We start from the raw sequence: 26,269 nt of genomic DNA on the forward strand, positions 1-26,269 counted from the left end.
GGTGCCATTACCAATTACATCGATGTCGCACAGCTCGTGCTGTACGTCTTCTGGTTCTTCTTCTTCGCGCTGATCTTTTATATTCGCACCGAAGACAAGCGCGAAGGTTATCCGGTGGCGTCTCAGCGCCTGGGCCGCGCAACGATGATGGAAGGCTTCCCGCCCTTGCCCAAGCCGAAGCAGTTCAAGATGCCGCACACCGGCACCATCGTGCAAAAGCCGAGCCCGGACCGGCCGCAGCCAAAGCTGAACGCGGCCGCCATCGCGGACTTCCCCGGTGCGCCGCTGGCGCCTACGGGTAACCCCATGCTCGCCGGCGTTGGTCCCGGCTCCTACGCCGTGCGCGCCGAAGAGCCCGACCTCACGGAGACCGGCGAGCCGCGCGTGCGGCCCATGCGCGTCGCCAAGCACTTCAGTATCGCCAAGGGCGACGCCGATCCGCGCGGCTGGCCCGTCGTCGGCTGCGACGGCGAGCAGGGCGGCGTCTGTAAAGAGATCTGGGTGGACACCGCCGAGCCCTGTGTGCGCTATTTCGAGATCGACGCCGGCGGCAAGCGCATGCTGGCGCCCAGTACGCTGTGCAACGTCCGTCGCAAGAAGGCGGTGATCGAGGTCAACAGCATCACCGGCGCGCAATTCAAGGACGCGCCCACACTGAAGAGCTATGACCAGATCACGCTCGCGGAGGAGGACAAGGTTGTCGCTTACCTCGGCGCTGGTAAGCTGTACGCCACGCCGGACCGGGCGGAGCCCTATCTGTGAGTGAGTTCGACTTCGAGCCGGTCCCCGGCTTGCCGGAGAATCTCCCGGAAGGGGAGCAGCTCCGGTGGCAGGGCGCGCCCAAGTGGGGCGCGCTCGCCGTGCGGGCGTTCTATGTCCGCACGGTGGCCATCTACTTCGGGCTGCTCATTGTCTTTCGCATCGGCTATGTCATCGCAGCCGGCGAGTCCGCAAAGGCGGCGCTGCTCTCGGGCCTGTGGCTGTTATTGCTCTGCCTGATGGCGGTGGGCATCCTCGCGCTCATGGCCTGGGCCTTCGCGCGCTCAACCATTTACAGTATCACGGACCGGCGCCTGGTGATCCGCTTTGGCGTCGCCTTGCCCATGGCCGTGAATATTCCTTTCAAGGCCATTCAGAGCGTCGGTCTGAGGCGTTACGAGGGCGGTGTCGGCGATCTCCCCATGGTGCTCGGCGACGGCCACAGCGTGAATTTCCTGATCCTTTGGCCAAACGTGCGACCCTGGCGCTTCCTCGATGCCCAGCCCATGCTGCGCTGCGTGCCCGACATCGACCGGGTGGCGGCGATCTTGGCCGATGCGCTGCGCGAAGCAGCGGCGGCGGAGCAGGACGCACCGGCGGACGCGACTGGCGGTACGCCGCGTGATGACGCCGGCGGCTCGCCGCAGCTCGGCGCAGCGCCGGCGACGGGCCGGTGAGCGAGGTCTTGTCCCTGTGAGCGACCCGTTCGAAGGCCGACCCTTCCCGCGTGCCGTGCTCATCGGCGCAGGGCTGCTGATCGGCTTCGTCATTCTTTCCGCGGCCATGGTCCAAATCACCGGCGTCGGCGGGACAGAGACACCGCTACCGCCGGTGGTCGAAAGCCGCGAGCTCGTGTTTGTGGATGATGGCGCGGGCACCACCATCGTGCGCATCGCCGGCGAGGACGGTGAGCTCGCGGAGCTGGAGTCCGGTATCGATGGCTTCGTGCTGGGCGTCATGCGCGGCATGGTGCGGGAGCGGGAGGCGTATGACGTACCGTTGGACGCGCCTTATTTGATCTCGCTGCGCGCCGGCGGCATCCTGCTGTTCGAAGATCCCCAAACCGGTCGGCAGATCGACCTGCGTGCCTTCGGTCCCACCAACACCGCCGCCTTCGCGCGCCTGCTGCGCACAGCGCCGATAACCCAGTGATCGTGCTGAGCGGGCATCGTACCACCTCGCGTCAGATGCCATGCCATGCCCGGCGCTGGCTCGGCGCGTGTCGAAAGCAACAACAATCGCATCCGGAGTGAAGGGTCTATGACCGAGACTAGCCAGCCAGCGAACGACGCCGCGCAACTCGCAGGAGAAGAAACCCTGCTGACGCCGCGTTTCTACAAGACGGACTACGCCGCCATGGACCGCCTCGATGTCGGGCCCGTGCGCGAGGCATGGGACGCCTTGATGGCGGAGTTCGAGGCGGACGTGAACCGCGGGCATTTTCGCCAGGATGAAGCGTTCCAGGCAGAAGTGAAGGAACTGCCCCCGGCTTTACGGGCAGAATTCTTGGATTTCCTGATCAGCTCAGTGACTGCGGAATTCTCTGGCTGCGTCCTCTATGCGGACATCAAGCAGCGCGCCAAGAACCCGGATATCCGCCGCGTCATGGGATACATGGCAAGGGATGAGGCGCGGCACGCGGGCTTCATCAATCGTGCGTTGAAAGACCTTGGTGTCGGTGTCGACCTTGCTTATCTCAAGCAAGCGAAGCACTACACGCACTTCCGGCCGAAGTTCATTTTCTACGCAACCTATTTGTCCGAGAAGATCGGCTACGCGCGCTACATCACCATCTTCCGGCATCTCGAGCGGCACCCGGAGTACCGTTTTCACCCGATCTTTCGCTGGTTCGAGCAGTGGTGCAACGACGAATTTCGCCATGGCGAGGTGTTTGCACTCATCATGCGGGCGCACCCGGAACTGCTGACCGGGCTGAACAAGCTCTGGATCCGGTTCTTCGTGCTATCGGTTTACGCCACCATGTTCGTCCGCGATCACGCCCGCCCGGAGTTGTACCAGGCCCTCGGCATCGACCCCGATACATTCGATGCGCGCGTCTTCGCAATCACCACAGAGATTACGCGGCAGGTCTTTCCGCTGACGCTCGACACCGACCATCCGCGCTTTCAGCGCGGTCTCTTACGCTTGAATGAGATCAGCCGGCGGCTCGACGCCGCCCGCGGTGGCTGGCTGGCTCCGCTGCGTCGGCTGGGGCTGCGCGCGTCGGCGGCGGTGACCTTCACTTCGCTGTTCCTGATCCCCGCCAAGCGTAACCCGCTGCCGGCACAGCCCCTGCTCGCCCCAACCTGGTAGCGTGCCACGGTGATGTTGAGTTACGGAATTGCCGTCGGCTATGCGCTGTTCCTGTGGTGGTTCAGCACCGGCGTCATTCTGTATCTGGACAAGCGCCCCGAGCACACCTACCCCTGGAGTCTCGCCGGGGCCACGCTGGCCCTCGTCATCGCCTTCGGCGTGTTGGTGTGGAGCCGTGACATGGCGACGGTGACCGGCGCCTATGCGGGCTTCACCGCCGGGGTGGTCATCTGGGGCTGGATGGAGATGAGCTATTTCATGGGCTTCATCACCGGCCCGCGTAAGCTACCCTGTCCGGAGAATTGCCATGGCTGGCAGCGTTTCCGCTTGGCGCTGTCCACCAGTCTCTATCATGAGCTGGTCATTGTGGCCGCCGCCGGCCTCATGATCTGGCTCACCTGGGGGGCGGTGAACGCGGTAGGAGCCTGGACTTATCTGATTCTTTGGCTGATGCGCTGGAGCGCGAAGCTGAATCTGTTTTTGGGCGTCCCCAACCTCAACGAAGATTGGCTGCCCGAGCGCATCCGATTCCTGACCTCCTATCTCGCCAAGCGTCCCATGAACCTGCTGTTCCCGGTGTCCGTGAGTGTGGCGACTGTCATCATGTGCCTGCTGGTGGATACCGCGGTGGAGTTGCCCGCCGGCAGCTTCACCGGCGTTGCGCTGATACTGGCCGCTACCCTGCTGGCCTTGGCGATCCTGGAGCATTGGTTTTTGGTGCTGCCGCTCACCGACGGCGCACTTTGGCGCTGGGCACTGGGGTCGGGTGCCGAGCATGGGGGCGAGGTCGAGCCCATGGCGCACAGCGCGCAGCGGACATCGCCGCGCAGTGATATTGGAGCGGAGCCAGTGACGGCGACGGGCAGGACGACACAGCACATGGTCTCGCCGCAGGCCGCTTCCCTCCCTGCAGTGCCAGGTTACGAGTCGCCCGCCATTCGCGCGCGGAAGGCGTTGAGCGTGACGCTGAGCACTTAGCGCCGCTCGGCAGGGCGCAGCGGCGGGAGACGTTCGCAGCCGGCTTGATGTCGATCAACGACGCCCCGGGACACCTTGGCTAAGTTTACAGGCGGGCGCACAGCGACCTCGCCTTCATGCCGGCGGGCGCCTCATACCGCTGCGGCGGTATCTTTTCATTACAAGACCAACTGGCAAATCAGTGTGCTGCTCAGGAGAAGCGATATTCAGCGTCTGGCAATGTATCGCCCTGAGCTGAGTAGGCTGGATAGCTGCTGATTCGGCTGCAGGCGCCGGCGTCGCACGCTGCTGCCACGGAGCCGAGCTTGTGGCGTTGTCTACCGGCCAGGGAGATCTGAACTGCGCTGGGGGGACGACGCCTCGCCGCATCCATCGGGCGGGGCTCGGGCCGCAGGTCAGCAATGGCTGCTTCCGGCTGCCCGCGCCTGCAACCCATGTCGGGTGCAAAGGCTCCGGCGCAACGTCCCACAGGAGGCACTGCCCAGGCGCACCTGCGCTTGCCGTGTCACCCGGAACTCACAGAGGCCACGCCACTATGTCCACCGCTGCACCCGCCGAGCTCACTCCGAAATTGGCTCAACGGTTGACGGGACGGGGGAGGCCCTTACAACAGGCGGTCCGCATCCCTCGCTGGGTCGACGGATACGGCGCCGAGGATTACGCACAAGATCTTGCCGCCATCGCGCAACGGCCCAGCGAGACGTTGTCGCTGCATGTGCACATTCCCTTCTGTGCCGGACGTTGCCTCTATTGCGGCTGCAACACCACAGTCACCCACGACAGCGCGCGCATGGATGCCTATCTGGACGCCCTGGATCGGGAGATGGCGCTGGTGGCAGAACGTATCGATGGCAACCGTGACGTTCTGCAGGTACATCTCGCCGGCGGTACCCCCAATTACTTGAGCGAGGCCCAGCTCACGCGTCTGACGGAGATGCTGGAGCGACGCTTTCATATCGTTGCGGACACGGAGTGCTCCATCGAGTGTGATCCGCGGCGAAGCTCGGCGGGGCAGTTGGAGCTGTTGCATGCGCTCGGCTTCCGCAGTATCGGCTTCGGTGTGCAGGATCTCGATGCGGATGTGCAGCGCGCCATCGGCCGCATCCAGTCCGAAGAGCTCATTCGCGATGTCTACTGGATGGCGCGCGAGATCGGCTTCGACAGCATCGGCTTCGATCTCATCTACGGCCTGCCGCAGCAAACCGCAGCCACCTTCGATCGCACCCTGGACACCGTGCTGGAATTGGCCCCCGACCGGGTGGCCTGCTTCGGCTACGCCCGGCGGACCCTCAGCGGTCCGCACCAGCATGCCATCGATGTCCACGAGCTTCCCGACAATGCCGAGCGCGAGCGGCTCTTTCGCACCGCCGTCTCCGCCTTCACTCAGGCGGGGTATGCCTGGATCGGGCTGGATACCTTTGCGTTGGAGACCGATGACCTGGCGCTCGCCCAGGCCGATGGCCGTTTGCACCGCAACTGCATCGGTTACACAGCCACACCCAGCGCCCACGTCGCAGGGCTCGGCGCCGGTGCCATCGGCGAATTGCAGGGCACTTGTGTGCAAAACCAGCTGGACTTGGAGGGTTGGCGCCAGGAGGTGCACGCCGGTCGCATGCCGGTGGATCGCGGGCGTAGGCTCAGTGCGCTGGACCGCCGCCGGCGCGACGCCATCTCGCATCTGATCTGTAACCTGGAACTGCCGTACAGGATGGCGGACGGTTGCCTCGACGACGAATATCGCCGCCTTGCGGCATACGCCGGTGACGGTTTGGTGGAGGTGTGGTCGCAGGGCCTGCGCGTCACCGAGGCCGGGCGTTTCTTCCTGCGTGAGCTCTGCACCGAGCACGACGCTGACTTCCACTGGGATCGCGCACGTTGGCATTTCTCTCCTTTCGCGTAAGGCACGCCATATCCCGACGCCGTGGCGGCCAGCCTACCGGCGTCGGTCGTCGACGAGCCGCCTGCCGCGCGGTCGTCGCTCGGCACCGGGCGCGCCTGAGCAGGCGTCGACGGCGTTGACCGAGGTCGACCAATCAGCCCCGGCGGCCGCCGCGCATGCCCACCCGGCGCCTGTTGCGGCGCAGGGCACGGCGGCGCGCATCGGGCCGAACGCCATTACTCGGGTGGCGGAAGCGCTGGAGGCGCAGGGAGCGGCGGTGGCGGCGGTCTTCGCCGACGCCGGGCTCGGGCACCACTTGGTGCAGCCGCCCGAGCACATGGTGGACGAGTGCGACGTGATCGCCCTGCAGCAGGCGCTGCGGCGACGGCTTGGTATCGCAGAGGCCAGATGCGTCTCGTTCGATGCCGGGCTGCGCACCGGTGACTACCTGCTTGCCCACCGGATTCCGCGCCCGGCACAGCGCGTGCTGCGACTGCTTCCGCCGGGTGCCGCCAGCCGCCTGTTGCTGAAGGCCGTGGGTCGGCATGCCTGGACCTTCTCCGGCAGCGGGGTCTTCGATTTCAGCCCACGCAGCCTGCTGCGGGGCCGCCCGGTGCGCGTGCGCATCGCCGGCTGCCCCCTGTGTCGCGACAGCCAGGCCGACACTCCCCTGTGCGATTTCTACACGGGCACCTTCGAGCGGCTGTTCCGTACACTGGTCAGCGCCCGCACCCGCGTGGAAGAGATCCAATGTCAGGCGCAGGGGGCTGACGCCTGCATCTTTGAAATGCGTTGGCGATGATGCCGGACCGGACGCCCGTTGCTGAAGCCGGTGGTCTTGACGGGCGCACTGGGCCGGGCCCAGTCACACTCAATGCAGGCGGGTGCCGGTATCCGCTTGCCCCTGCGACGTCCCGTTCTGCCCCTGTCCCCGTGGCTCCACCAGAGGCAGCGTGGCGTGATGCAGCACCATCCGCCAGCCATCGACGGTTTGCCGATAGACATTGGTTGCCAGAATGCGCGTCAGGTGGCGCTCAGGATCGTCGCGGGAGCCGATGAGCTCTTCCACCAGGTGGATACTGAGTGCGCCCGCGTTGGTGCGGTGCAGCAGGCGATGATGCACCCTCGGGGCGGCGGCGCCGGCGAAGATCTGTCGCCAACTGTCCAACACCGCGCCGGAGCCGCTCAGTAGATCGCCGCCGGGGTGGATGCAGCGGGCTTCGTCGCCGTCGTGCCAGACGTTCGCCATGGCCGTCAAATCAGCGTCTGCGAAGGCACCGTAGAAGGCGGCTTCGACCGCTGCGGCGGTTTCGAAACATGCATCGGGCATGCGGGTAACTCCCTGGGGCATGGGTGCGGTCCCGCGTTCGGGACTGCGGCGCCGCGGGCCGCTTAACGCAGGACGCCCGTCGATCGATGACATCGCCCGGCGATTGTGGCAGCAGACGGACGCGCGCCGGTGCGCGGGTCTGCTGACACCGACAGGCTCGGCGGTATGGCTGGGGTGCCGGCGAGACGCGCCTTGGGCTTTGCGCAGACGGCGCATTCGAGCGAGCCGGCGACGCCGTCAACATAGACCCGGTTGTGCTGGCAGGGCTGCCGCGAGGTGAGGGGCCGGCGCGATGGTACCGGGGACGAGACTCGAACTCGTAAGGTGTTGCCACCGGTGGATTTTGAGTCCACTGCGTCTACCAATTCCGCCACCCCGGCCAGTCATTCCGGATGGTAACGCAAGGCCGGTCTATTCCGCCAGTTTTGCCGCGCTGATCGCAATGCTGCCGACAGCGCTGCAAGGAGGTCACCGAAACGCCGTGGCGTTCAGTCCGTGCGCGCGCAGCTTCATGCGCACGGCCCGCGGTGTGATGCCGAGTGCCTTGGCCACATCGGTAACGCTGCCATGGCATTCGCGCAATGCTACGGTCAATGTTCCGATCTCCGCTTGTGCGGCGGCATGGCGCTTCGCCTGCCGCCAGTCGTGCGCGGTGTCGGGACCGGCTGCCGGCTCGACATCCAGGTGCTCGATGACCGCTCCCGGGGTAAAAATGACGGCGCGCTCGAGCAGATTCTCCAGCTCGCGGATATTGCCGGGCCAGTGATAGCGGCGGGCCTTCTCCCACGCGCATGTGCTCAGGCGCTTCGGCGCAGTCCCGTAGCGCTCGGCCAAGCGGCCCAAAATGTGCCGGACCAGCGGGGCGAGATCGGCCGCGCGTTGGCGCAATGGTGGGATGTCGATGGGGACCACGTTCAGTCGGTAGAATAGATCGCTGCGGAAGGCCCCACTGGCAACCAGGTCGCCGATGCTGCGGTTGGAGGCGGCGACGATGCGGACATCCGTTGTTAGGGTGCGTTTTCCGCCCACGCGCTCGTACTCGCCCTCCTGGAGCACCCGCAGCAGCTTGGCCTGTGCCGGCAGCGGAATGGAATCGATTTCATCGAGGAAGAGCGTGCCCGCCTGGGCGCGGTGAAAATACCCATGATGCAGCTCAGAGGCGCCTGTGAAGGCGCCCTTTTCGTGGCCGAACAGCGCCGATTCAATCAGATTCTCGGGGATCGCGCCGCAGTTCACCGTCACCAAAGGTCCTCGCCAGCGCTCCGAGAGCGTATGGAGGGCGCGCGCCATGAGCTCCTTGCCGCAGCCGGTCTCGCCTGTCAGCAGCACCGTCGCCTGGGTGGGGGCAACCACCTGCACAGCGTGCAGGGCGTCGCGCATGGCCGCAGATTCCGCCACGATGCTGGGCACTGCGCGCTTCGCGGCGCCTGCGGCGGAGACGCACCAGCGCTCGCGGATGCTCTGATCGATACGGGAGGCTACGGTACGGCCCGGGGCATGGGAGCGCAGATAATCGCCTTCGCGATGGTATGTTGTCCCCTGCTCGCCGTTGGCCCGCCCTGGGTCCAGATAGATCCGCGCCTCGCAACCGCTATGGCCCAAGGCGATGCGCCGGGAGAGCTCCACCTTGGCGTAGCCGAAGTTGCGCGCAGCAATACCCCCGAACACACTCGAGGTCATCTCACACAGATTGGGGGCATCCTTCACCCGCTCACCGAATGGGCAGCGCGTGCTGACGACCCGCACCATGCCCTCGTCCACTTCTGCGACGGCAAAAGCACCGCCAACGCGGTTCTTCAACGTGACGATGACATCGGCATACTCGGCGTTGGTCAGCGGTTTGTCGTCGCGTTGCAGGGCGCGACGGGCCATCAGCTCCAGGCACTCGCTGGCGCTCAGGCCCACCTGCTCCACGTTCAGCACAGGGCTCAGTGCGGGCGTGCCGCGCCCGTACTCGCCGCGTTGCTGCTCGACGACATTCATCAGTTCGACGATGAACGTCTGCAGGAAAGTCAGCGCCTCGGGTGTCGTCGCCGATGTCCGCATGGTCAGGCTGTCTTGCGACATGCTCATGCTGGGTGGCTCATCTTTTCGGTGGGCGGACAACGCTGCCCCAGGCAGATGCGCCGCGGGTGCTTGCGACCCGCGGCCGAGGGCAGGTCAATGCTGCGCACAGCCACAGTTCGGACCGTGGCGATGACCAGGTGCGGAGGCTGCGGGTGTGAGTGATTGCACGGCGCGCTCGCGCCCCTGCGCCATAACACCATGGACAGCGGGTGCAGAGAGTAAGGTCTTGCGCGTGGCCCCGCCGCAGTGCGGGCAGGGGGGCGCCTGCGCGGCGAGAGCATGGCTCGCCTCGAAGGCATGCTGGCATTGTTGGCAGCGGTAGTCGTAGCGTGGCACGAGATGTCCTCCCGGGTCGGTTTCCAGTGGTCGCGCCGTAGCGCCTGCGGGCGCCACGGCGCGCGGCGGCTCTCAGTCGATCAGCGCCAGCGCCCGGGCTGCGGCGAGCGCACGCCGAACTGATCGGCAGTTACATCGGTGCGTGCCCGTGCCGCCGCATCCGTGGTCGGCGCCCGCAGGCGTCGCGTCTCCACTTCCCAGATCCAGCCGCTCACTTCCACGTGCTTGGGAATCAGCGGATGATTCCTGAACACTTCCACCGTCTTCATGCAGGTGACGTCCACATCGTCCATCATGCCGATCCACTTGGCAAATCCTCCGGGCTGCAGGCTCAGCTCCGGCAGCGTCGGGTCCAACGTCAGGTTGTCGATGTCCACGCCTCGATCGCGCAGCGCCTGCTCCAGATCGGTAGCATTCGCCGAGAGCATGCCGCACTGGGTGTGCTGAACGATGGCGATTTCCTGCGTGCCGAAGAAGTTGCAGGTGAGCATCGCCGAGCGAATCGCATCTTCCGTGACGATGCCGCCGGCGTTGCGAAAACAGTGTGCATCGCCGCCGCCTACGGGGGTGTCGACGCGGATGCCCAGCGCCTCGTCCACCGGCAGCCGTTCGTCCATGCAGGCGAGTACCCACAGTCGCCGATTGTTGGGGCCATTGGGACCATGGCGCCGCCGTGTCGCCCAGTGGTCATATTGCTCGATTCGGGCTTGGATGTCGTCTTTCAGGAAACCCATGGAAACCTCCTCCATCGATGTTGTCGAGATCGTTGCGGCCGGCACCCGATAGCGCCGGCTTGGGAGGCTAAGCACGAACCAGGCCAAAGTCAGTGCTTTCATCTCGTTGCAGCCGCCGCAGCCTCATGGCCCAAAAACGTCCGTGGCGCGGTAACCTATGGAACCGGCGTTGGCCGATGTCGGCGGCTTCTGCCTGTGTGCTGCGGAAGTAAAGCTTCCGCTGAGGGAAGTGCTGCTTCCGTCCACACGGCAGCCGCCGTGACAAGACGAACGCGTGTGCTTAGATCGCCGGCAAGGTTGTCCTGTCGCAGGCGCCCCGTGTTGGCGGCCAAGGCGCGTCGCGCGACGGTGAGCGCGGCTGCGCTCAAACATGAATGTACGGACCTGAGTAGGCGAACGAGGTGATGCAGCGCAGCGATTTCGATTTCGAGCTACCGTCGGCGCTGATCGCTCAGCGTCCGCTGCCGGAACGGGCCGCGAGTCGGCTGTTGGTGCTGGATGGTGCGAGCGGCGCGTACCGGGACAGTCGGTTCGCCGACTTGCCGAGCCTGCTGGATCCTCGGGACTTGCTGGTGTTCAACGACACCCGGGTACTGCCGGCGCGACTCTTCGCCCGCAAGGCGACGGGTGGCCAGGCGGAAATCCTCGTGGAACGGCTGGTGAGCCCGCGGCGCATCACCGCGCACGTGCGTGCCAGTCAGGCACCCCGTCCCGGTACCCGGCTGGTGCTGCCCGGCGGTGAGGTGTTGACGATGGCGGGTCGTGAAGAGGCGCTCTTCGTGCTGGTGAGTGAGCACGAGGACATCGCCGTGCTGCTGCGGCGCCACGGCCACACACCCCTGCCGCCGTACATCGACCGCCCGGATGACGCCAGCGACCGCGAGCGCTACCAGACCGTCTATGGCCGGCGCGAGGGCGCGGTGGCGGCGCCCACCGCCGGCCTGCACTTCGACGCCGCCATGCTCGGGCGGCTGCGGGCCATCGGCGTTGAGCTGGCGCATGTGACCCTGCACGTGGGGGCCGGCACCTTCCAGCCGGTGCGCGAGGACGATCTCGACAAGCATCGCATGCACGCCGAATGGCTCGAGGTCGGCGAGGAAGTCTGTGCCCAGGTCGCGGCCGCACGCGAGCGCGGCGGACGGGTGGTGGCGGTGGGCACAACGACGGTGCGCAGTCTGGAGAGCGCCGCGGCATCGGGCGAGCTGCGGCCGTTCCGGGGCGACAGCCGATTATTCATCCGGCCCGGCTACCGCTTCCGCGCCGTCGACGCCATGCTGACCAATTTCCACCTGCCGGAATCGACGCTGCTGATGCTGGTCTGCGCCTTCGCGGGTCATGCGCCGGTGATGGCCGCCTATCGGCATGCCGTGGCCCGGCGCTACCGGTTTTTTTCCTACGGCGATGCGATGTTCCTGACCCGCGCCCGGGGGCCGGATCCTTGAGTTGCGACGTCATGCCGGCGTCGTTGCGTTCGGCGCCCGGAATCGGCGCCCGGAGGCGGACACGCTCACGTGTTGAGCGGGCAAAAAAAAGCGCGGCGGGCGCCGCGCTTCAAAATTACCACCAAAGGAGGATGGAGGAGTGCACTGAAGAACTGCAAATCTTCAGTACATCACTAGTTTCTTAAATACCGATGGATCTGTCAACCCCGATCGCTGCCGGCGCGAGGTCGCCTGCTCGGGCCTGCTAGGCCGCGACTGGATAGGGCACACCACAGCCGCCATGGCCGCAATAGCCCCCCGGGTGCTTGGCGAGGTACTGCTGATGGTAGTCTTCGGCGTAGAAGAAGATCGGCGCCGGCACGATCTCTGTGGTGATGCTGGCATGGCGCCCGGCCGCCGTCAGTGCCGCCTGGTATCGGGTCCGACTCTCCTGGGCGATTGCGAGCTGCTCGTCATCGACGCAATAGATGCCCGAGCGGTACTGCGTGCCCACGTCGTTGCCCTGGCGCATGCCCTGGGTGGGGTCGTGCCCCTCCCAGAAGGCGGCCAACAGCCGCTGGTAGCCGACGGCTTGGGGCTGGTAGACGACGCGCACCACCTCGTTGTGGCCGGTCATGCCGGAGCAGACGTCCTCGTAGGTTGGGTTCGGCGTATGGCCGCCGGCGTAGCCGACGGCGGTGCTGTAGACGCCGGGCAGTTCCCAGAACAGGCGCTCGGCTCCCCAGAAGCAGCCCATGCCGAACAGGGCGAGTTGCATACCCTCCGGGAACGGTGGCTGGATCGGGTGGCCCGAGACATGGTGGCGGTTGGTCACCGGCATGGGTGTGTCGCGCCCGGGCAGCGCCTGCTCGGCGCTCGGCATCTCGGTCTTCTTGCGGAACATGAACATAACTGGCCTCCGGCGGAGATGGTCACCTGACAGCGGGCGGCGTCAGGGCGGCGTCAGGGCGGCACGCCGGCGGCGTGCGCACCCGCTTCCCGCCCGCCTGCGCTCGCGTGCAGAATTGGGCGCCGCCTTCTGGTTACCAAGCAAAGGTCCGTCGATGCCAGTGCACACCCCGGCAAACGCCCAACCCGCCCCCACGCCACCTTCGGGTCTGGTGCGGCTCATCACCATCGATCTCGACGATACCCTCTGGCCCTGTGGGCCGGTGATCCAGGCGGCGGAGGAGGCCCTGCACGCATGGCTCGCAGAGCAGGCGCCGCGTCTGACGGCGCGCTTCGATGCCCAGGCGCTGCGCGGCCACCGCCAGACGCTGATGGCCGCACGCCCCGAGCTCGCCCACGACCTCACCCAGGTGCGGCTGCTGTCGCTGCGCGCCCTGCTCGCGGAGCTCGATTACGACATCGCCCTGGCGGATGCCGCCATGGACTTGTTTCGGCGTCACCGCAATCGCGTGCAGCCCTACGCCGATGTGGCACCCGTGCTGGCGCGACTGCGCGAGCGCCATCGCCTGGTGGCCGTCACCAACGGCAACGCCGAGGTACACCAGACGCCGCTGCGTGACGCTTTTCACCGCACGCTGACGGCGGCGGAAGCGGGCGCCGCCAAGCCCGACCCGGCCATATTCGAGCTCGCCATGGACTGGGCCGGCGTCACCCCCGCGCAGACCCTGCACGTCGGCGATGATCCGGTGCGGGATGTGGAGGCGGCGCGCCGGCTGGGCATTGCGGCTGTCTGGATCAATCGGGACAACCAGCCCTGGCCCGACGACCTGCCGCCGCCGCTGCTCGCGGTGGACAACCTGCATGGCCTCGCGCGCTGGCTCGAGACCGCCGTCGGGCCGGCTGAGCACGAGACCTCCTGATGATGCAATTTGCGCGCATCGCCACCGCGGGTCATGCCCGCCGCGGCCGGCTCAGCTTCCCCCGCGGCAGCATCGAAACGCCTGCCTTCATGCCGGTGGGCACCTACGGCACCGTCAAGGCGATGACGCCGGAGGAGCTCGAAGGACTGGGCGCGGAGATCATCCTCGGCAACACCTTCCACCTGTTGGGCCGCCCCGGTACCGCCGTCATCGAGGCGCACGGGGGACTGCATGGCTTCATGCACTGGCGACGGCCGATCCTCACCGACTCCGGCGGCTTTCAGGTCTTCAGCCTGGGTAATCTGCGTAAGATCACCGAAGATGGCGTGCACTTCCGCTCGCCGGTGGACGGGAGTCGCGTGTTCATGGGCCCCGAGGAGTCCATGGCCGTGCAGCGGGCGCTCGGCTCGGATATCGTCATGATCTTCGATGAATGCACGCCGTACCCCGCCGACGATGCAACCGTGCGCCTCTCCATGGAGCGCTCACTGCGCTGGGCCGCCCGCAGCCGCGAGGCCCACGGCGACAACCCCTCGGCGCTGTTCGGTATCGTCCAGGGCGGCATGTGCCCGGACCTGCGCAGCCGCTCCCTCGATGGGCTGTTGCGCATCGGCTTCGAGGGGTATGCCGTCGGCGGGCTCGCCGTCGGCGAGCCGGAGGCGGAGCGGCTCAAGGTGCTGGACCACCTGGCGGACCGGCTGCCGGCGGACAAGCCGCGCTACCTCATGGGTGTCGGCACGCCCGCGGACATCGTCAAGGCCGTGCTGCGCGGCATCGACATGTTCGACTGCGTTATGCCCACCCGTCACGCCCGCAACGGTTACCTGTTCACCAGCGCAGGCACCGTGAGAATCCGCAACGCCGTGCACAAGACCGACACCGGCCCGCTGGACCCCGCGTGCCGCTGCTACACCTGCGCCAACTACAGCCGGGCTTACTTGCATCACCTCGATAAATGCAACGAGATCCTGGGGGCGCGACTCAACACCCTCCACAACCTGACCTTCTACCAGGACCTGATGCGGCGGCTGCGGGCCGCCATCGAGGCGGGCACCCTGGCCAGCGTCGCCGCCGAGCTCGCCGTGCCCGTGCCGGAACCGATATGCCATAATGCTGGGCTTGGTTGCGTCTGACGCCGTTCAGTGATCCGCGCATCGCGCGGCAGCGAGGACTACTCATGAGCTTTTTCATCTCCGACGCCATGGCCCAGGGCGAGGCGGCCCCGGCCGGCGATCCGCTGCTGGGGCTGCTGTTTCCAGTCGGCCTCATCGTCATCCTCTACTTCCTCATGATCCGCCCGCAGATCAAGCGCCAGAAAGAGCACAAAAAGCTCATCGAAGGCCTGGGCAAGGGCGACGAGGTGGTGACCATGGGCGGCGTCGCCGGGCGCATCGTCGAGCTCGGCGAAAACTTCGCCCAGCTCGAAGTCGCCGACAACGTGCGCATCAAAATCCGCCGCTCCGCCGTGGAAGTGCTGCTGCCCAAGGGCCAGCTGAAAGAGCTCTGAGCGCCGCCCCACCCCGCGGCTCTAGACGTCAGGTCCGCGCCCCCGCGGCGCCGGCCCGCTGGCACCATGCGCTGCGGCCCATCGTCGGCGGCTGTTCGACCGGGCGGCGGGGCCATGTGCCCGCGTCTGGCGCCGCCGCCCCCGAGGAAGCCCCCAAGAAGCCTCAGCCATGAACCGCTATCCACTGTGGAAGAATCTGCTCATCCTGGCCGTGGTACTGATTGGGCTGCTGTATGCGCTGCCGAATCTGTTCCCGCAGGACCCCTCCATTCAGGTCACGGGCATCCGCGACCAACCCGTCACCGCGGCCAGCGCCGCGGAGATCGCCGCCGCCATGGAGAACGCCGGCGTACCGGTGAAGGACATCGAGCAGCTGCCGGACGACAAGCTTTTGGTGCGCTTCACGACTCCAAGCGAGCAGTTGCGCGGCGGCGAGGTGATGCAGCAGATCCTCGCGGACCGCTACAACAGCGCCCTCACCACCGCCCCTGATCTGCCGGGCTGGCTGACGGCCCTGAATGCCCAGCCGATGTTCCTGGGGCTGGATCTGCGCGGCGGTATCCATGTGCTCATCGATGTGGACATGGACGCCGCGGTGGACCAGGCCCTGGAGCGTTACACCGGCGACTTCCGCACCGAACTGCGCAAGCAGAAGGTCCGCTATCTCACCATCACCCGGGACCAAGGCCGGATTGCGGTGCGCTTCCGCGACGAAACGGCTCGGGACGAGGCGCAGCAGATCATCCGCAAAGAGTTCCGGGATCTGACGGTGGAGACGGACGAGGAGGCGGGTAACTACTTCGTCTATGCTTCCCTGCCGCCACAGATCAAGGAAGAGGTGAAGGACTTCGCGCTGGAGCAGAACATCACCACGCTGCGCAACCGTGTCAATGCCCTTGGTGTTGCCGAGCCCATCATCGCCCGACAAGGCGAGCGGCGCATCGTGGTGCAGCTGCCGGGCGCCCAAGACCCGGCGCGGCTGAAAGAGCTGCTCGGTGCCACGGCGACCCTGGAGTATCGGCTGGTGGACACCGAGCACGACGTGCGCGATGCCCTCGACGGCCGTGTGCCCGTGGGCTCGGCGCTTTATCGCGAGCGCAACGGTCAGCCCATCCTGCTGAGCCGACGGGTCATCGTGACAGGTGACCAGATCACCGACGCCTCCGCCGGCTTCGACCAGCAGTCCGGATCACCGGCGGTGTTCGTGAATCTGGACGGCCAGGGCGCCCGACGCATGCGCAGTGTGACCACCGAGAACGTCGGCAAGCCGATGGCGGTGGTCTTCATCGAGAGCCGCACCATCACCCGCATGGTGGACGGCGAGCCGGTGAAGGCGCGCGAGCGCACCGAAGAGGTCATCAGCGTCGCCAACATCCTGGAGCCCTTCGGCCGGCGCTTCCAGACCACCGGCCTCGATAGCTCCGATGAAGCCCATAACCTGGCGCTTTTGCTGCGTGCCGGCGCCCTGGCGGCGCCCATCGAGATCGTCGAGGAGCGCACCATCGGCCCGAGCCTGGGGCAGGACAACATCGATCAGGGCTTCCGCTCGGTGCTCATCGGCCTGGCGCTGGTGGTGGTGTTCATGGCGCTCTACTACCGCGTATTCGGCCTGGTGGCGGATCTGGTGCTGGTGGTGAACCTGGTGCTCATCGTCGCCGTACTCTCGGCGCTGCAGGCGACGCTCACCATGCCAGGCATCGCCGGTATCGTGCTGACGGTGGGTATGGCGGTGGACGCCAACGTGCTGATCTTCGAGCGCATCCGCGAGGAGATCCGTAACGGCTCCAGCCCCCAGGCGAGCATCCACGCCGGTTACGACAAGGCCCTGTCCACCATCGTCGATGCCAACATCACGACGCTGATTGCCGCCATCGTGCTGTTCAGCTTCGGCACCGGGCCCATCAAGGGCTTTGCGGTGACGCTGTTCATCGGCATCCTCACCTCCATGTTCACGGCCATCCTCGGCTCCCGTGCGGTGATCAACCTGATCTACGGCGGCCGCCGTGTGCCCAAGCTCGCCATCTGACCCAGCACGTCATCCGACGGAGAAGACCCAGCCATGGCCCCTGCGCAGATCCTCAAGGCGCTCGATATCAACTTCATGGGCAAGCGGTACATCGCCGCTGTGCTCTCTGGCATTGTGCTCGTGCTCTGTCTGGGGTCGATGCTGTTTCGCGGCTTCGAGCTCGGGCTGGATTTCACCGGCGGTACCGTCATCGAGCTCGGCTACGCAGCGCCCGTAGAGATCGCCGCAGTCACGGATACCCTGACCAACAACGATTTTGCGGACGCTGTCGTGCAGTACTTCGGCTCGAGCAGCGACATCCTCATCCGTCTGCCGCCGGCGCAGGAAGGTGAGGCCGCGAGCGCCCAGCGCAGCGACCAGGTGGTGCGCATCCTCAGCGATGCCGCCGCCAGTGGCCTCGAGCTGCGGCGGGTGGAATTCGTCGGCCCGCAGGTCGGCGAGCAATTGCGCGAGCAGGGCGGCCTGGCGGTGCTCTTCGCCCTCATTGGTATCCTCATCTATGTCGCCGTGCGCTTCGAGTGGCGCTTCGCCCTGGGCGCCGTGGCGGCACTGGTGCACGACGTCATCGTCACCGTCGGCATCTTCTCCGTGTTCCTCATCGAGTTCGACCTGACGGTGCTCGCGGCGGTGCTGGCGGTCATCGGCTACTCCCTCAACGACACCATCGTCATCTTCGACCGCATCCGCGAGAACTTCCGCAAGATGCGCAAGGGCTCGGTCATCGAGATCTGCAACCGCTCCATCAACCAGACCCTCTCGCGGACCATCATCACCTCCGGCACCACCCTGCTGGTGCTGTTGGCGCTCTACTTCCTCGGCGGCGCCGCCATCGAAGGCTTCTCGCTGGCTTTGATCATCGGCGTGCTGGTGGGTACCTACTCCACCATCTACATCGCCACCGCCATGGCCGTGTGGCTCGGCGTCAGCAAAGCGGATCTGCTACCGGCACCGGCGGTCAAGGAAGGCGAAGTCGTCGATGACCGGCCTTGAGGGAGGCTGCGGGCGCTAGGATCTGGGTGCTCAGGGGCCAGGCTGCGGGCGCTGGATCGGCGCAGACGGCCGCCGTCGCCCGGCGCCCCCGGTTCCCAGCTGCCGGCCCCCCGCTGCCAGCCCACCAGATGCGTCCCCCCAGCTACGTCCCACCAGCTACTGGCTCCACCGCATGTGCACTGTCGTGATCCTGCGCCGCCCCGAACACGCTTGGCCGCTGCTGCTGGCGGCCAATCGCGACGAGCTGCGCGCGCGGGCGTCGCAGCCGCCGGCGCGACACTGGCCGGATCGCCCGGACGTGGTCGCGGGCCTCGACGAGCTCGCCGACGGCAGCTGGCTCGGCGTCAACGATCACGGCGTGGTGGCGGCTGTGCTGAATCGCACTGGCACCCTGGGCCCGGAGCCCGGCCGGCGCAGCCGCGGCGAATTGGTGCTGGAGGCGCTGGACCACGCCGAGGCCAGGGCCGCCGCCGGCGCCTTGGCCGACCTGTACCCGGGCGCCTACCGCCCTTTCAATCTGCTGATCGCCGATCCCAAGGATTGCTACTGGGTGCGCCATGGCGGCGACGACGAGATCCGCGTGCATGCGGTCCCGCCGGGCCTGCACATGCTGACGGCCGGTGATCTGGATGATCCGGCCGAGCCGCGCATCGCCGCGTTTCTGCCCGCCTTTCGCGCCGTCGCCCCGCCGGCACCGAGCGCCGACGGCGGCGACTGGCGCGGCTGGATCGAGCTGCTCGGCCGACGGGCGGCGGACGACGCACCGCTCGCGGCGCGCTTGGCGGCGATGACCCTCGACCATATCCAGGTCGATGGCGGCGACTATGGCACACGCGCCAGCAGTCTCATTGCCATCCCCGCCTACCCGGGCTTCGACGCGCTGCCGGTCTTCCTGCACGCGGACGGGCCCCCGGATCGTACGGCCTTCCGGCCCGTGGCCATGACGGCCCCCGACGATTCACAGACCCCGGACGACGCATGAGCCCACTCGACCCCGATCGCCCCGTTCCGCCCCTCAAGACGTTGCAAGAGGTGGCAGCCGGCAGCTTCGTCTTCGAGCGCCGGGGGGCGCTGCCCCCCAGCTTTTGCGACGAGGTGGTGAGCCGCTTCGAGGCCAACCCGGCGCAGCAGTACGCCGGTCGCGTCGGCCAGCTGCGGGAGGAAATGGCGTCCATCAAGCAGACCACGGATCTGGTGGTCAGCAATAAGGCCGACTGGAAAGACGCAGACCAGATGTTCTTTCGCTCCCTGGCCGCGGCGATGCAGGAGTTTCGCGAGACCTATCCGTACTTCAAAGGTCCGTTCAAGGATATGGGCTACCAGGTCCAGCGCTACCGGCCGGGCCAGTTCTACCACTGGCATGTGGACGGCGGCAGCCACGAGCTGAGCCAACGCCAACTGGTGGCGATCTGGTACCTGAACGATGTCCCCGGCCCCGGCGGCGAGACCCAGTTCCTGTACCAAAATCTCAGCATCCGCCCCGAGCGCGGCAAGCTCATCCTCTTCCCGCCCTTCTGGACCCATGAGCACCGGGCCAATCGGCTGGACGCAGGCGTGAAATACATCGCAACCACCTGGGTGGTCTTCGCTTAGCACGTCTGGTGCAGGCAAGATGTGCGCCCCACATCCGGCGTGCCGTCCCCCGGTCTCCGCGCTCCGTGCGACGCCGTCGCGCTGAGAGGACCCACTGAGGTCGCAGCCGTCATCCCATGAGCCCAGCGCAGCACCCTCAGCCCAGCCTGCTCGCCATCATCGAGCTCGGCGGTTATCCCAACTTTGTGCCGCTCTACAAGCGCCTGGGCTTCGAGGCCGAGCTGGTGAGCTCCCAGCGCAAGGCCCAGGCGGCCCTCAAGCGCCGGGTGCCGGATGTCATCGTCGCCGAATACAACTTCCAGTCCGATTTTCGCGACCGCACGAGCAACCTCGAGACCCTGATGGCGCGCCTGCAAAAGCACCCCGAGGTCCGGGTCATCTGCATCTACCAACCGGAATATCAGCACAAGCTCGACACGCTGCGCGCACGTTTTCCGGTGTTCGCGGCGCTGGCGCTGCCCGTTGGCGAGGCGACGATGGCGGCAGCCCTGCGACAAGCGCTCGCCGATGCGGGCTCGGTTGGCTGACCCAGATCGGCTGATACCGCCCGGGTCTCCCGTCAGGCGGGGCGCATAACCGCAGCGATCATCATCGCGCTGATGCGCCATTGAGCACATGAGCCCGACACGAGCGCGGTCGACGGATCAGTACTCCGCCGACGGCGCGGGGGTGGTGATCGACTGGTGGTCAGGGGTTCCTGGCGTCGCCGTGGTGCGAAAGACTCCGCTTACCAAATCTTGCAATGTGCCGGTGTTGGGTTGCCCCAGTCGATGGCGCCACCTATGTTGGCCGCCGCAACGGTTTTGAGACATTTTGCGGGTCGGGCGGTGTTGCACGCCTTCGCTGTGGTCGTGTCCGGCCCGGCGCCCGCCTGACGTCGGCATTCCCAAGAATTTTCGCTTAGAGGTAACGGCATTGAGCACAAAGCTTTGTGTCTTCTGGTTAGGGCTGTTGATCAGCGCGACATCGCTCGCACAGGCGCCGGCGAGCACCATCGACCTCGCGGCGCTGGCCGCCCAGAAGCATGCACGTGTCCCCGCAAGTCTCAGTCGCCTCTATCAGGCGAGCCGCGGCGCGCCTGCGGCGTCGGCATTGGGCGCCCTCACCCGGCACAATCACGGCGGCCTCTACCAGATCAAGCAGGGCAGGGTGCTGATCGAAGCCTCCGGCGATGATCCGGTTGCGCTGAAGGCGGCATTGACCCGACTGGGCATGGCGGACGCGAAGCGCTTTGGTCCCAAGGTATTCGGCTGGTTCCCGATTGCGCAAATTCCGCGCCTCGAGGATGTGCACCAGATTCGCGTCCTGCGACCTGTGCCACGGCCGATGCCGAAGACGCCAATGCTGCCGGAGGACCAGGTTGCTCCGGCGCAGACGCCTCCCGGGCAGGTAGGCGATCAGGGCGATCTCGCCATGGCCACCAATCTGCTGCGTGAGCGCTATGCGGTGGACGGGACGGGCGTCATGGTCGGCGTGATTTCCGACAGCTATGACGCCAACGGCGGTGCGCCGGAGGACGTCGCCCAGGGGCGTCTTCCATCTGGCGTGGCGGTCCTGTCTGATGCGGCGTCCGGCAACGACGAGGGCCGCGCGATGATGCAGCTCATCCACAAGGTCGCACCCGGCGCTGAGCTTGCGTTCCAGTCGGACGCCGGCGGAGACGCCGGCGTCGCCCTTAAGGTGCTAGAACTGGCAGGATGCCCGGACGTACTCCCGCCGGCGCTCGCCGCGGACTGCGAGCCCTCCCCCGGCGTGAGCGCACAGGTGATCGTGGATGATGTCGGCATCTTCACCGAGCCATTCTTCCAGGTCGGCCTCTGGTCGGCGGCGGTCAACGCGGTCAGGGATGTCGGTGTCAGCTACTACACCGCGGCCGGCAACAGCGCTGACGACTCATATAGCGCCTGGTTCAGCCCATCGGGTCTATTCGGGCCCACCGGCGCCGAGCTGCACGACTTCGATCCCACGCCGGCGGTGGACGCCTACCAGCGCATCAAGGTCCCGGTGGGCTCTAAGCCCATCACCTTTGTATTCCAGTGGAACGATCCGGCGGCGAGTCAGTGCCTCGAGCCCTGCGCCGGCGCCGCCAGCGACTTCGATATCGCCTTGGTGGGCGACGGCGAGGGCAAATCGATTGTGCTCGCCGGCAGCTTCGCGGGAAATATCGACCGTGATCCCCTGGAGGGTTTCGAATTCAAGAATGACGGGAGCATCGATGTCGACGGTACTCCCGGCCCTGATGAATACTTCAACCTCGTGCTCATGCACGCAGAGGGCCCGCAGACGCGGCTGCTCAAATACATCGTGCCAAGCATCAACAGCGCCGAAATCCTCACCTACCGCACCAACAGCTCAACGGTCTTCGGCCACGTAAGCGCCCAAGGCGCCATGGCGATCGGCGCCGCGAACTGGCCGCAGACGCCCTATTTTGGTCAGTATCCGGCCCAGGCGACCACCTACTCCTCGCTCGGCGGGACGCCGATCTTTTTCGATACATCCGGCAAACCGATGTATGACGTCCCGCAGCAGCCCTGGATGCTGGCGCCGGACGGCGTGCAGGTCTGGGCTGCGAACGCCCCGCGCTTCCAGGGCGAGTTCTACGGCACCTCCGCCGCCGCGCCCAACGCCGCCGCCGCGGCGGCCCTATTGTTGTCCTACGACCCCAGCTTGTCGCCGGATGACCTCAAGGCCGCCTTCAGGCGGGCCACGCTCCCCTGGAACAACGGCCAGGCCTACACGTTCAAGGAGGGTTTCGGCTGGATCGATCCCCTGGCGGTCGCCAACGCGCGGTTCGTAGCGGCCGACGCGATCACCGTCGACGTGACGGCAAACGGCAAGCGCGAAACCCTCTCGGCGGGCAACCAACCCGTGGCGATTTCCGCCCTTCTCAGCGTGGGCCAGGCCATCATCAACCGCCCAGTGGACCTGTATTTCGTCGCACAAGCCGGACGGGACTGGTACAGCCTGGTAGGCTCAGCCGACGCGCAACGTTGGGTCTACGCCGGGACCAGGCCGCGGGGCCTGACGCCTTTCCAGAGCGATGTCACCCTGACCAGACCCGACGTAGGCTGGCTGGATATCATCGGTATCCAGGAAACGCTGCCCGCGCGCTACCGTTTCTATGTCGGCGTCGATACCGTTGCGAACGGCCGAATGGACCGCGACAACCTCTTCCTCGACGAGGTGACGCTGGACATGGGGCTGGGCGGTGCTACCGCGCCCGAAGCCGATCCTGAAGCCGATTCAGGGCCTATCGCGAATTGAGTTGAGCGCGTCGCCGAGACTGCGGAGTCACGTATTGCTGAAACCCGTCCCGGGACACCCCGCCGAAGCTCAAGGACGAGCGCCTGCGCCGGCTCGCCAGCGCGGTGCGTCCCCCCGCCCCGCAGCAGCATGGCGTCTTGGATCGCCGGTTGTCGCCGCAATCCGCGCGTTGCCGCGCTACCCTTGATGCCCAGGCTGCAGCCGGGTAGACGACATGGCAGAGCCTCCGCGTTCTTCGTCGTCATGGTTAGCTTGCACTTCCAAGAGTACGAGATCGCAGAGGGGCTGCCGACATTCCCCGGCCGGTTGCCAGAATCATATTGCGCATCCTCGACCAGGCCGATCGCTGCGAGCCGGGCGAGTTCGGCGCGCTGCTGCGCCGCGCTTGGGGTGGGGAAAGTAGGCCGTCAGCGCGGGGGTGCTCGGCACATGCAGCCAGTACAGTTTCGTCCCAACGCGTATCCCGGTCTCGTCGGCGTGGGCGACGCCGGCGATGATGAGCGCGTCATGGATGGCCTTACTCCAGGGGCTCGAGCCGCACGCCCGCGAGCGCGACCGCACGGTGCACGCTGCCCGGCGAGAGGGGGATGCCGCCGACCTGCGCCAACAGCTCGGCGGTGCGTTGATAGGGCAGCAGTTGGTATTGCGTGAGGTAGACCGCCAGCGCCGAGACACTCGGACCGTACTGTACCGGTGCCGCGACGCCCTCGGGAAACTCGCTGCGGTGCGTGTGCCCGCAGGCGCAGGTGCCGGCGACGATGCGGTACTCGATGACCTTGCGCCGGATCTCAAGCTCAATGACCTGCCGACGCTCGGGCAGGCCCTCGGCGGCGATCGCGGCGCAGGCGCGCCCGCAATCGCACTCACCGCTCAGCGCTACAGTGACGCGCTGGTCCGGGTCTTCGGCCAGCTCGCGCGTGGCGCCTGGATGGCCCTTCTGCCCGCCCGGCTTGCGCCCGGCCGACTCGCGCTGCGAGCGCGGCGGTGGCTTCTTGAACGGCGACTCCGAAGACGGCGCCTTGTTGGAGTTGTGGCTGTCCTTGTTCAGGCGGGCTTCCAGCTCGGCGATGCGCTGCTGCAACTGCTCCACCAAAGCCCGAAGGGCGGTGTTCTCCGCACGAGGAGGGCGACACCATGACGGGCGAGCTGACCGGACGACAATCCGGGGTTCTGGAAACTGCCGACAGCGCCTCGGCGAGGCCGGCGTGGTCGGGTGGATTAGGTGTCCGTCATCAACGTCGGAAGATCGCGAGCGCCGTGGACGACACACACGATCTCGATACCGTCCTGGACGGGACGATAGAGGATCAGATAACGCCGCACCGGCAGGTAGCGGAATGCCGGGGCGATATCGGGTCGCGCACGGCCAAGCGCGGGCTGGTCCGCGAGAAGCTGGAGCGTGTCCTCGATCTCATCAAGCAGACGGTCGGCGGCGTGAATATCGTCCTGGGCGATGTAAAGCCAGATCCCGATCAGGTCTTCCTCGGCCTGCGCCGTTCGCTGGATGGTTGGCATGCTCCCTCACGCACTCGATGCTTATGGTTCTTGCGCCTGGACAAGCCGGCGCCGGGCCTCGGCCTTGATGGCCGCCATATCGGCAAACCGTCCCGAGCCACTCTCGAGACCTTCCTGCCAAAGACACCGCAACTCCTCGATCTCGCGTTGCTCAAGCAGACGGCGACGCTTCCAGTCGCGTAGCGCTTCGCGCATCACTTCGCTGCTAGAGGCATATTCACCACTCTCAACCGCTTCACGGACAGCGGCCAGCATCTCCGCCGTCAGCGCGACACTCACTTTTTCGACATGGGCCATGACAAAGATCCTCCTTGCTTAAAGGTAGCAATCTTTCCTACCATAGAGCAAGGATATTGTTTCGCAACGGATAGGAAATCCAAGCTACCCTGAGCGTCGAGGTTGGCGCGAGGAAGGAGGTCAGCGGGGGTGGGGTGCGGGGTCAGCGCCCTACGGCGGGGCTGACGGGCGTCGGGGCGGTGCAGGCGCGCGCGTTCTGGTGTGCCGGGGCGCGCATCTTCGGGGCAGGGTGACACCGGCAGACGAGAGGGGCCGCACCGTTCCCTGCGAGAGACGGCGGCTAACAGGCGCCGCGCTGATCGAACGCGAAGTCGGGCTCGGGCTGCTGGAGGAGGTCCCAGTCCGGCATCGGCTCGCGCTCCGCCTGATCTCAAATCGGCCAGCGCAGCCGTTTGGGCACCGAGCGGACCCACTGGCGCACCGGCAGCGGCGGGATGACGTGATCGACCAGGTGCGCCGCGGTCTCCGCCATGCGCCGGGCGTTGTACGACGGACACAGGCCGCGATCTTTGCACGAGAAGGCGACCAGGAAGTCATGCCCGCAGCCTGGGCCTCTGGCCCTCGCAAAACCATAGGCGAGGATGCCGCATTCCAGATAACGCCGAAATTCGCGTTCCACGTAGGCCGGCACGCGCTGCCCGTCCCAGTCGTCTTCCCCCGCGAGCGCCAGATAAGTCTACAGGTGCTGCTGGACGACTTGGTAGAGGACGGTTTGCTCACGATGGCGGCAGTCCGGGGTAGGTGCGCATCCCGGTGCCGCGGCGGCCATGTCGGTAGCCGGCTGGAATGCGGCGCCTGACTGTATTGATCTATATTCTAGCCGGGCGCCCCGATTCCGGTGGGCCTGCGGCCGTGATCGTGGAGCTTGATGGTGCCACCGGGCGGTGGCCACCTTGAAGGCTGATGTGTCCGGTGCTCATTGACACGCACGGACCTTAATGTCCGGCTGTACGTCGAACGCTCAGCCATCTAAGGTTTGTATCGATGATAGCCCTGGCTGGCGTGCGGGGTGACTTTTCCGTCTAAGCCCTCCACTAATCCCAATATGCCGACGATGCCCAGGCTAATCAACACGCTGACGCTGCCACCCGAGACGCTTTCGAGCGCTTTGTCCGAGAGGTCTCTATCAACATATCCTTTGAGCAATGACACGCCTGGACCGGCGCTTTGATCGTCAGCCAAGGTCTGTGCATGACACATAGCCTCATCGATATCCGCTTGCGTAAAACGATAACCGAATTGTGCGGCGACCCCGAAGACGTCTTGATCCTCGCCCCCTGCTCTCAACGCATCCCGCAACGCAGGGTCACATGTCGTCCTATCGAGGAATGCGATGAACTGGTTGTCTTTCATTGTGACCTCGACCTGTTAAAGTTTGCTCCAGATACCCACATAAGCCCGGCAGGCTTACCCGCCCGGGCTGGGCCCCTG

Annotated in this window: 27 protein-coding genes, 1 tRNA gene and 1 pseudogene; 17 read left to right on the forward strand and 12 right to left on the reverse strand. The window is 66.2% G+C overall.

Translation table 11 applies throughout. The features are described 5' to 3' along the window. The 7 genes from puhA to bchJ all read left to right on the forward strand — a co-directional run. Window positions 1–762 (forward strand): photosynthetic reaction center subunit H (gene puhA / locus QZ588_RS08735; protein ID WP_295541823.1); only part of this gene is annotated, 762 nt, incomplete at its 5' end. Continuing rightward, window positions 759–1,436, forward strand: coding sequence for a photosynthetic complex putative assembly protein PuhB (gene puhB, locus QZ588_RS08740; protein WP_295541825.1), 678 nt, complete (start codon window positions 759–761; stop codon window positions 1,434–1,436). The genes puhA and puhB, both read left to right, overlap by 4 nt. A gap of 16 nt (window positions 1,437–1,452) precedes the next feature. Further along, window positions 1,453–1,911: a photosynthetic complex assembly protein PuhC gene (puhC, locus tag QZ588_RS08745; RefSeq protein ID WP_295541827.1), complete on the forward strand. Its 459-nt coding sequence runs from the start codon at window positions 1,453–1,455 to the stop codon at window positions 1,909–1,911. Window positions 1,912–1,956: 45 nt separating this feature from the next. Then, entirely contained in the window at window positions 1,957–3,072 is a 1,116-nt protein-coding gene (gene acsF / locus QZ588_RS08750; protein ID WP_295541829.1) for a magnesium-protoporphyrin IX monomethyl ester (oxidative) cyclase, read from the forward strand. Between the two features lie 12 nt (window positions 3,073–3,084). Beyond that, window positions 3,085–4,050 (forward strand): putative photosynthetic complex assembly protein PuhE, encoded by a 966-nt coding sequence (gene puhE, locus QZ588_RS08755; protein WP_295541831.1) that lies wholly within the window; start codon window positions 3,085–3,087, stop codon window positions 4,048–4,050. Window positions 4,051–4,672: 622 nt separating this feature from the next. After that, a complete protein-coding gene (gene hemN, locus QZ588_RS08760) occupies window positions 4,673–5,950 on the forward strand; it encodes an oxygen-independent coproporphyrinogen III oxidase (protein ID WP_295541905.1) in 1,278 nt (425 codons plus the stop codon). Between the two features lie 115 nt (window positions 5,951–6,065). Further along, window positions 6,066–6,731, forward strand: coding sequence for a bacteriochlorophyll 4-vinyl reductase (gene bchJ / locus QZ588_RS08765; protein ID WP_366929548.1), 666 nt, complete (start codon window positions 6,066–6,068; stop codon window positions 6,729–6,731). 69 nt (window positions 6,732–6,800) lie between these two features. Here the strand turns inward: bchJ and QZ588_RS08770 are convergent, their stop codons facing one another. The 5 genes from QZ588_RS08770 to QZ588_RS08785 all read right to left on the reverse strand — a co-directional run bounded on the left by QZ588_RS08770 (window position 6,801) and on the right by QZ588_RS08785 (window position 10,396). After that, window positions 6,801–7,259, reverse strand: a complete 459-nt coding sequence (locus QZ588_RS08770) for a nuclear transport factor 2 family protein (RefSeq protein WP_295541833.1) — start codon at window positions 7,257–7,259, stop codon at window positions 6,801–6,803. Window positions 7,260–7,552: 293 nt separating this feature from the next. Then, a tRNA-Leu gene (locus QZ588_RS08775) sits at window positions 7,553–7,639 on the reverse strand. Between the two features lie 88 nt (window positions 7,640–7,727). Next, entirely contained in the window at window positions 7,728–9,332 is a 1,605-nt protein-coding gene (locus tag QZ588_RS08780) for a sigma 54-interacting transcriptional regulator (protein WP_295541835.1), read from the reverse strand. Between the two features lie 87 nt (window positions 9,333–9,419). After that, window positions 9,420–9,719, reverse strand: a complete 300-nt coding sequence (locus QZ588_RS18105) for a zinc ribbon domain-containing protein (protein WP_366929549.1) — start codon at window positions 9,717–9,719, stop codon at window positions 9,420–9,422. Window positions 9,720–9,742: 23 nt separating this feature from the next. Then, window positions 9,743–10,396 (reverse strand): carbonic anhydrase, encoded by a 654-nt coding sequence (locus QZ588_RS08785; protein WP_295541837.1) that lies wholly within the window; start codon window positions 10,394–10,396, stop codon window positions 9,743–9,745. Window positions 10,397–10,800: 404 nt separating this feature from the next. Between QZ588_RS08785 and queA the strand changes: the two genes are divergently transcribed. Beyond that, window positions 10,801–11,838, forward strand: coding sequence for a tRNA preQ1(34) S-adenosylmethionine ribosyltransferase-isomerase QueA (gene queA, locus QZ588_RS08790; RefSeq protein ID WP_295541839.1), 1,038 nt, complete (start codon window positions 10,801–10,803; stop codon window positions 11,836–11,838). Between the two features lie 244 nt (window positions 11,839–12,082). Here queA and msrA read toward each other — a convergent pair whose 3' ends face one another. After that, window positions 12,083–12,727: a peptide-methionine (S)-S-oxide reductase MsrA gene (msrA, locus tag QZ588_RS08795; protein ID WP_295541841.1), complete on the reverse strand. Its 645-nt coding sequence runs from the start codon at window positions 12,725–12,727 to the stop codon at window positions 12,083–12,085. A 154-nt stretch (window positions 12,728–12,881) separates the two neighbouring features. On the opposite strand from msrA, the gene QZ588_RS08800 reads away from it, so the two are divergent. The 9 genes from QZ588_RS08800 (at window position 12,882) to QZ588_RS08840 (ending at window position 23,026) form a co-directional block, all read left to right on the forward strand. Then, on the forward strand, window positions 12,882–13,646 hold the full coding sequence (locus QZ588_RS08800; protein WP_295541843.1) for an HAD family hydrolase: 765 nt from the start codon (window positions 12,882–12,884) through the stop codon (window positions 13,644–13,646). A 2-nt stretch (window positions 13,647–13,648) separates the two neighbouring features. Next, window positions 13,649–14,779 (forward strand): tRNA guanosine(34) transglycosylase Tgt, encoded by a 1,131-nt coding sequence (gene tgt / locus QZ588_RS08805; RefSeq protein WP_295541909.1) that lies wholly within the window; start codon window positions 13,649–13,651, stop codon window positions 14,777–14,779. 44 nt (window positions 14,780–14,823) lie between these two features. Beyond that, window positions 14,824–15,153, forward strand: coding sequence for a preprotein translocase subunit YajC (gene yajC, locus QZ588_RS08810; RefSeq protein ID WP_295541845.1), 330 nt, complete (start codon window positions 14,824–14,826; stop codon window positions 15,151–15,153). A 169-nt stretch (window positions 15,154–15,322) separates the two neighbouring features. Continuing rightward, window positions 15,323–17,179, forward strand: a complete 1,857-nt coding sequence (gene secD / locus QZ588_RS08815) for a protein translocase subunit SecD (protein WP_295541846.1) — start codon at window positions 15,323–15,325, stop codon at window positions 17,177–17,179. A gap of 33 nt (window positions 17,180–17,212) precedes the next feature. Next, window positions 17,213–18,169 carry a protein translocase subunit SecF gene (gene secF, locus QZ588_RS08820; protein ID WP_295541848.1) on the forward strand — a complete coding sequence of 319 codons (957 nt, stop codon included), beginning with the start codon at window positions 17,213–17,215 and terminating at the stop codon, window positions 18,167–18,169. 172 nt (window positions 18,170–18,341) lie between these two features. After that, the gene (locus tag QZ588_RS08825; RefSeq protein ID WP_295541850.1) at window positions 18,342–19,151 is read left to right on the forward strand and encodes an NRDE family protein; all 810 of its coding nucleotides are present in this window, start codon (window positions 18,342–18,344) and stop codon (window positions 19,149–19,151) included. Next, complete coding sequence (locus tag QZ588_RS08830) at window positions 19,148–19,762, forward strand: 2OG-Fe(II) oxygenase (RefSeq protein ID WP_295541852.1); 615 nt, start codon at window positions 19,148–19,150, stop codon at window positions 19,760–19,762. The genes QZ588_RS08825 and QZ588_RS08830 overlap by 4 nt, the downstream gene beginning before the upstream one ends. Before the next feature lie 116 nt (window positions 19,763–19,878). Further along, entirely contained in the window at window positions 19,879–20,289 is a 411-nt protein-coding gene (locus QZ588_RS08835) for a hypothetical protein (protein WP_295541853.1), read from the forward strand. A gap of 388 nt (window positions 20,290–20,677) precedes the next feature. Then, entirely contained in the window at window positions 20,678–23,026 is a 2,349-nt protein-coding gene (locus tag QZ588_RS08840) for a S8 family serine peptidase (RefSeq protein ID WP_295541855.1), read from the forward strand. A gap of 315 nt (window positions 23,027–23,341) precedes the next feature. On the opposite strand, the gene QZ588_RS18110 is transcribed toward QZ588_RS08840, so the two are convergent. From QZ588_RS18110 to QZ588_RS08865, 6 genes and pseudogenes are all read right to left on the reverse strand, one after another. Next, complete coding sequence (locus QZ588_RS18110; RefSeq protein WP_366929550.1) at window positions 23,342–23,587, reverse strand: transposase; 246 nt, start codon at window positions 23,585–23,587, stop codon at window positions 23,342–23,344. Next, window positions 23,544–24,296: a DUF6444 domain-containing protein gene (locus QZ588_RS08845; RefSeq protein ID WP_295541856.1), complete on the reverse strand. Its 753-nt coding sequence runs from the start codon at window positions 24,294–24,296 to the stop codon at window positions 23,544–23,546. Before QZ588_RS08845 ends, QZ588_RS18110 begins: the two co-directional genes overlap by 44 nt. Continuing rightward, window positions 24,245–24,541: a type II toxin-antitoxin system RelE/ParE family toxin gene (locus tag QZ588_RS08850; RefSeq protein WP_295541858.1), complete on the reverse strand. Its 297-nt coding sequence runs from the start codon at window positions 24,539–24,541 to the stop codon at window positions 24,245–24,247. Before QZ588_RS08850 ends, QZ588_RS08845 begins: the two co-directional genes overlap by 52 nt. A 21-nt stretch (window positions 24,542–24,562) precedes the next feature. Then, window positions 24,563–24,838: a type II toxin-antitoxin system ParD family antitoxin gene (locus QZ588_RS08855; protein ID WP_295541860.1), complete on the reverse strand. Its 276-nt coding sequence runs from the start codon at window positions 24,836–24,838 to the stop codon at window positions 24,563–24,565. 379 nt (window positions 24,839–25,217) lie between these two features. Continuing rightward, a pseudogene (locus tag QZ588_RS08860) lies at window positions 25,218–25,607 on the reverse strand (transposase zinc-binding domain-containing protein); the annotation flags it as partial. Window positions 25,608–25,807: 200 nt separating this feature from the next. Beyond that, on the reverse strand, window positions 25,808–26,191 hold the full coding sequence (locus QZ588_RS08865; protein WP_295541862.1) for a Nif11-like leader peptide family RiPP precursor: 384 nt from the start codon (window positions 26,189–26,191) through the stop codon (window positions 25,808–25,810). Window positions 26,192–26,269: the final 78 nt, after the last annotated feature.

This window comes from uncultured Thiohalocapsa sp. (assembly GCF_913062725.1).
GTDB lineage: Bacteria > Pseudomonadota > Gammaproteobacteria > Chromatiales > Chromatiaceae > Thiohalocapsa.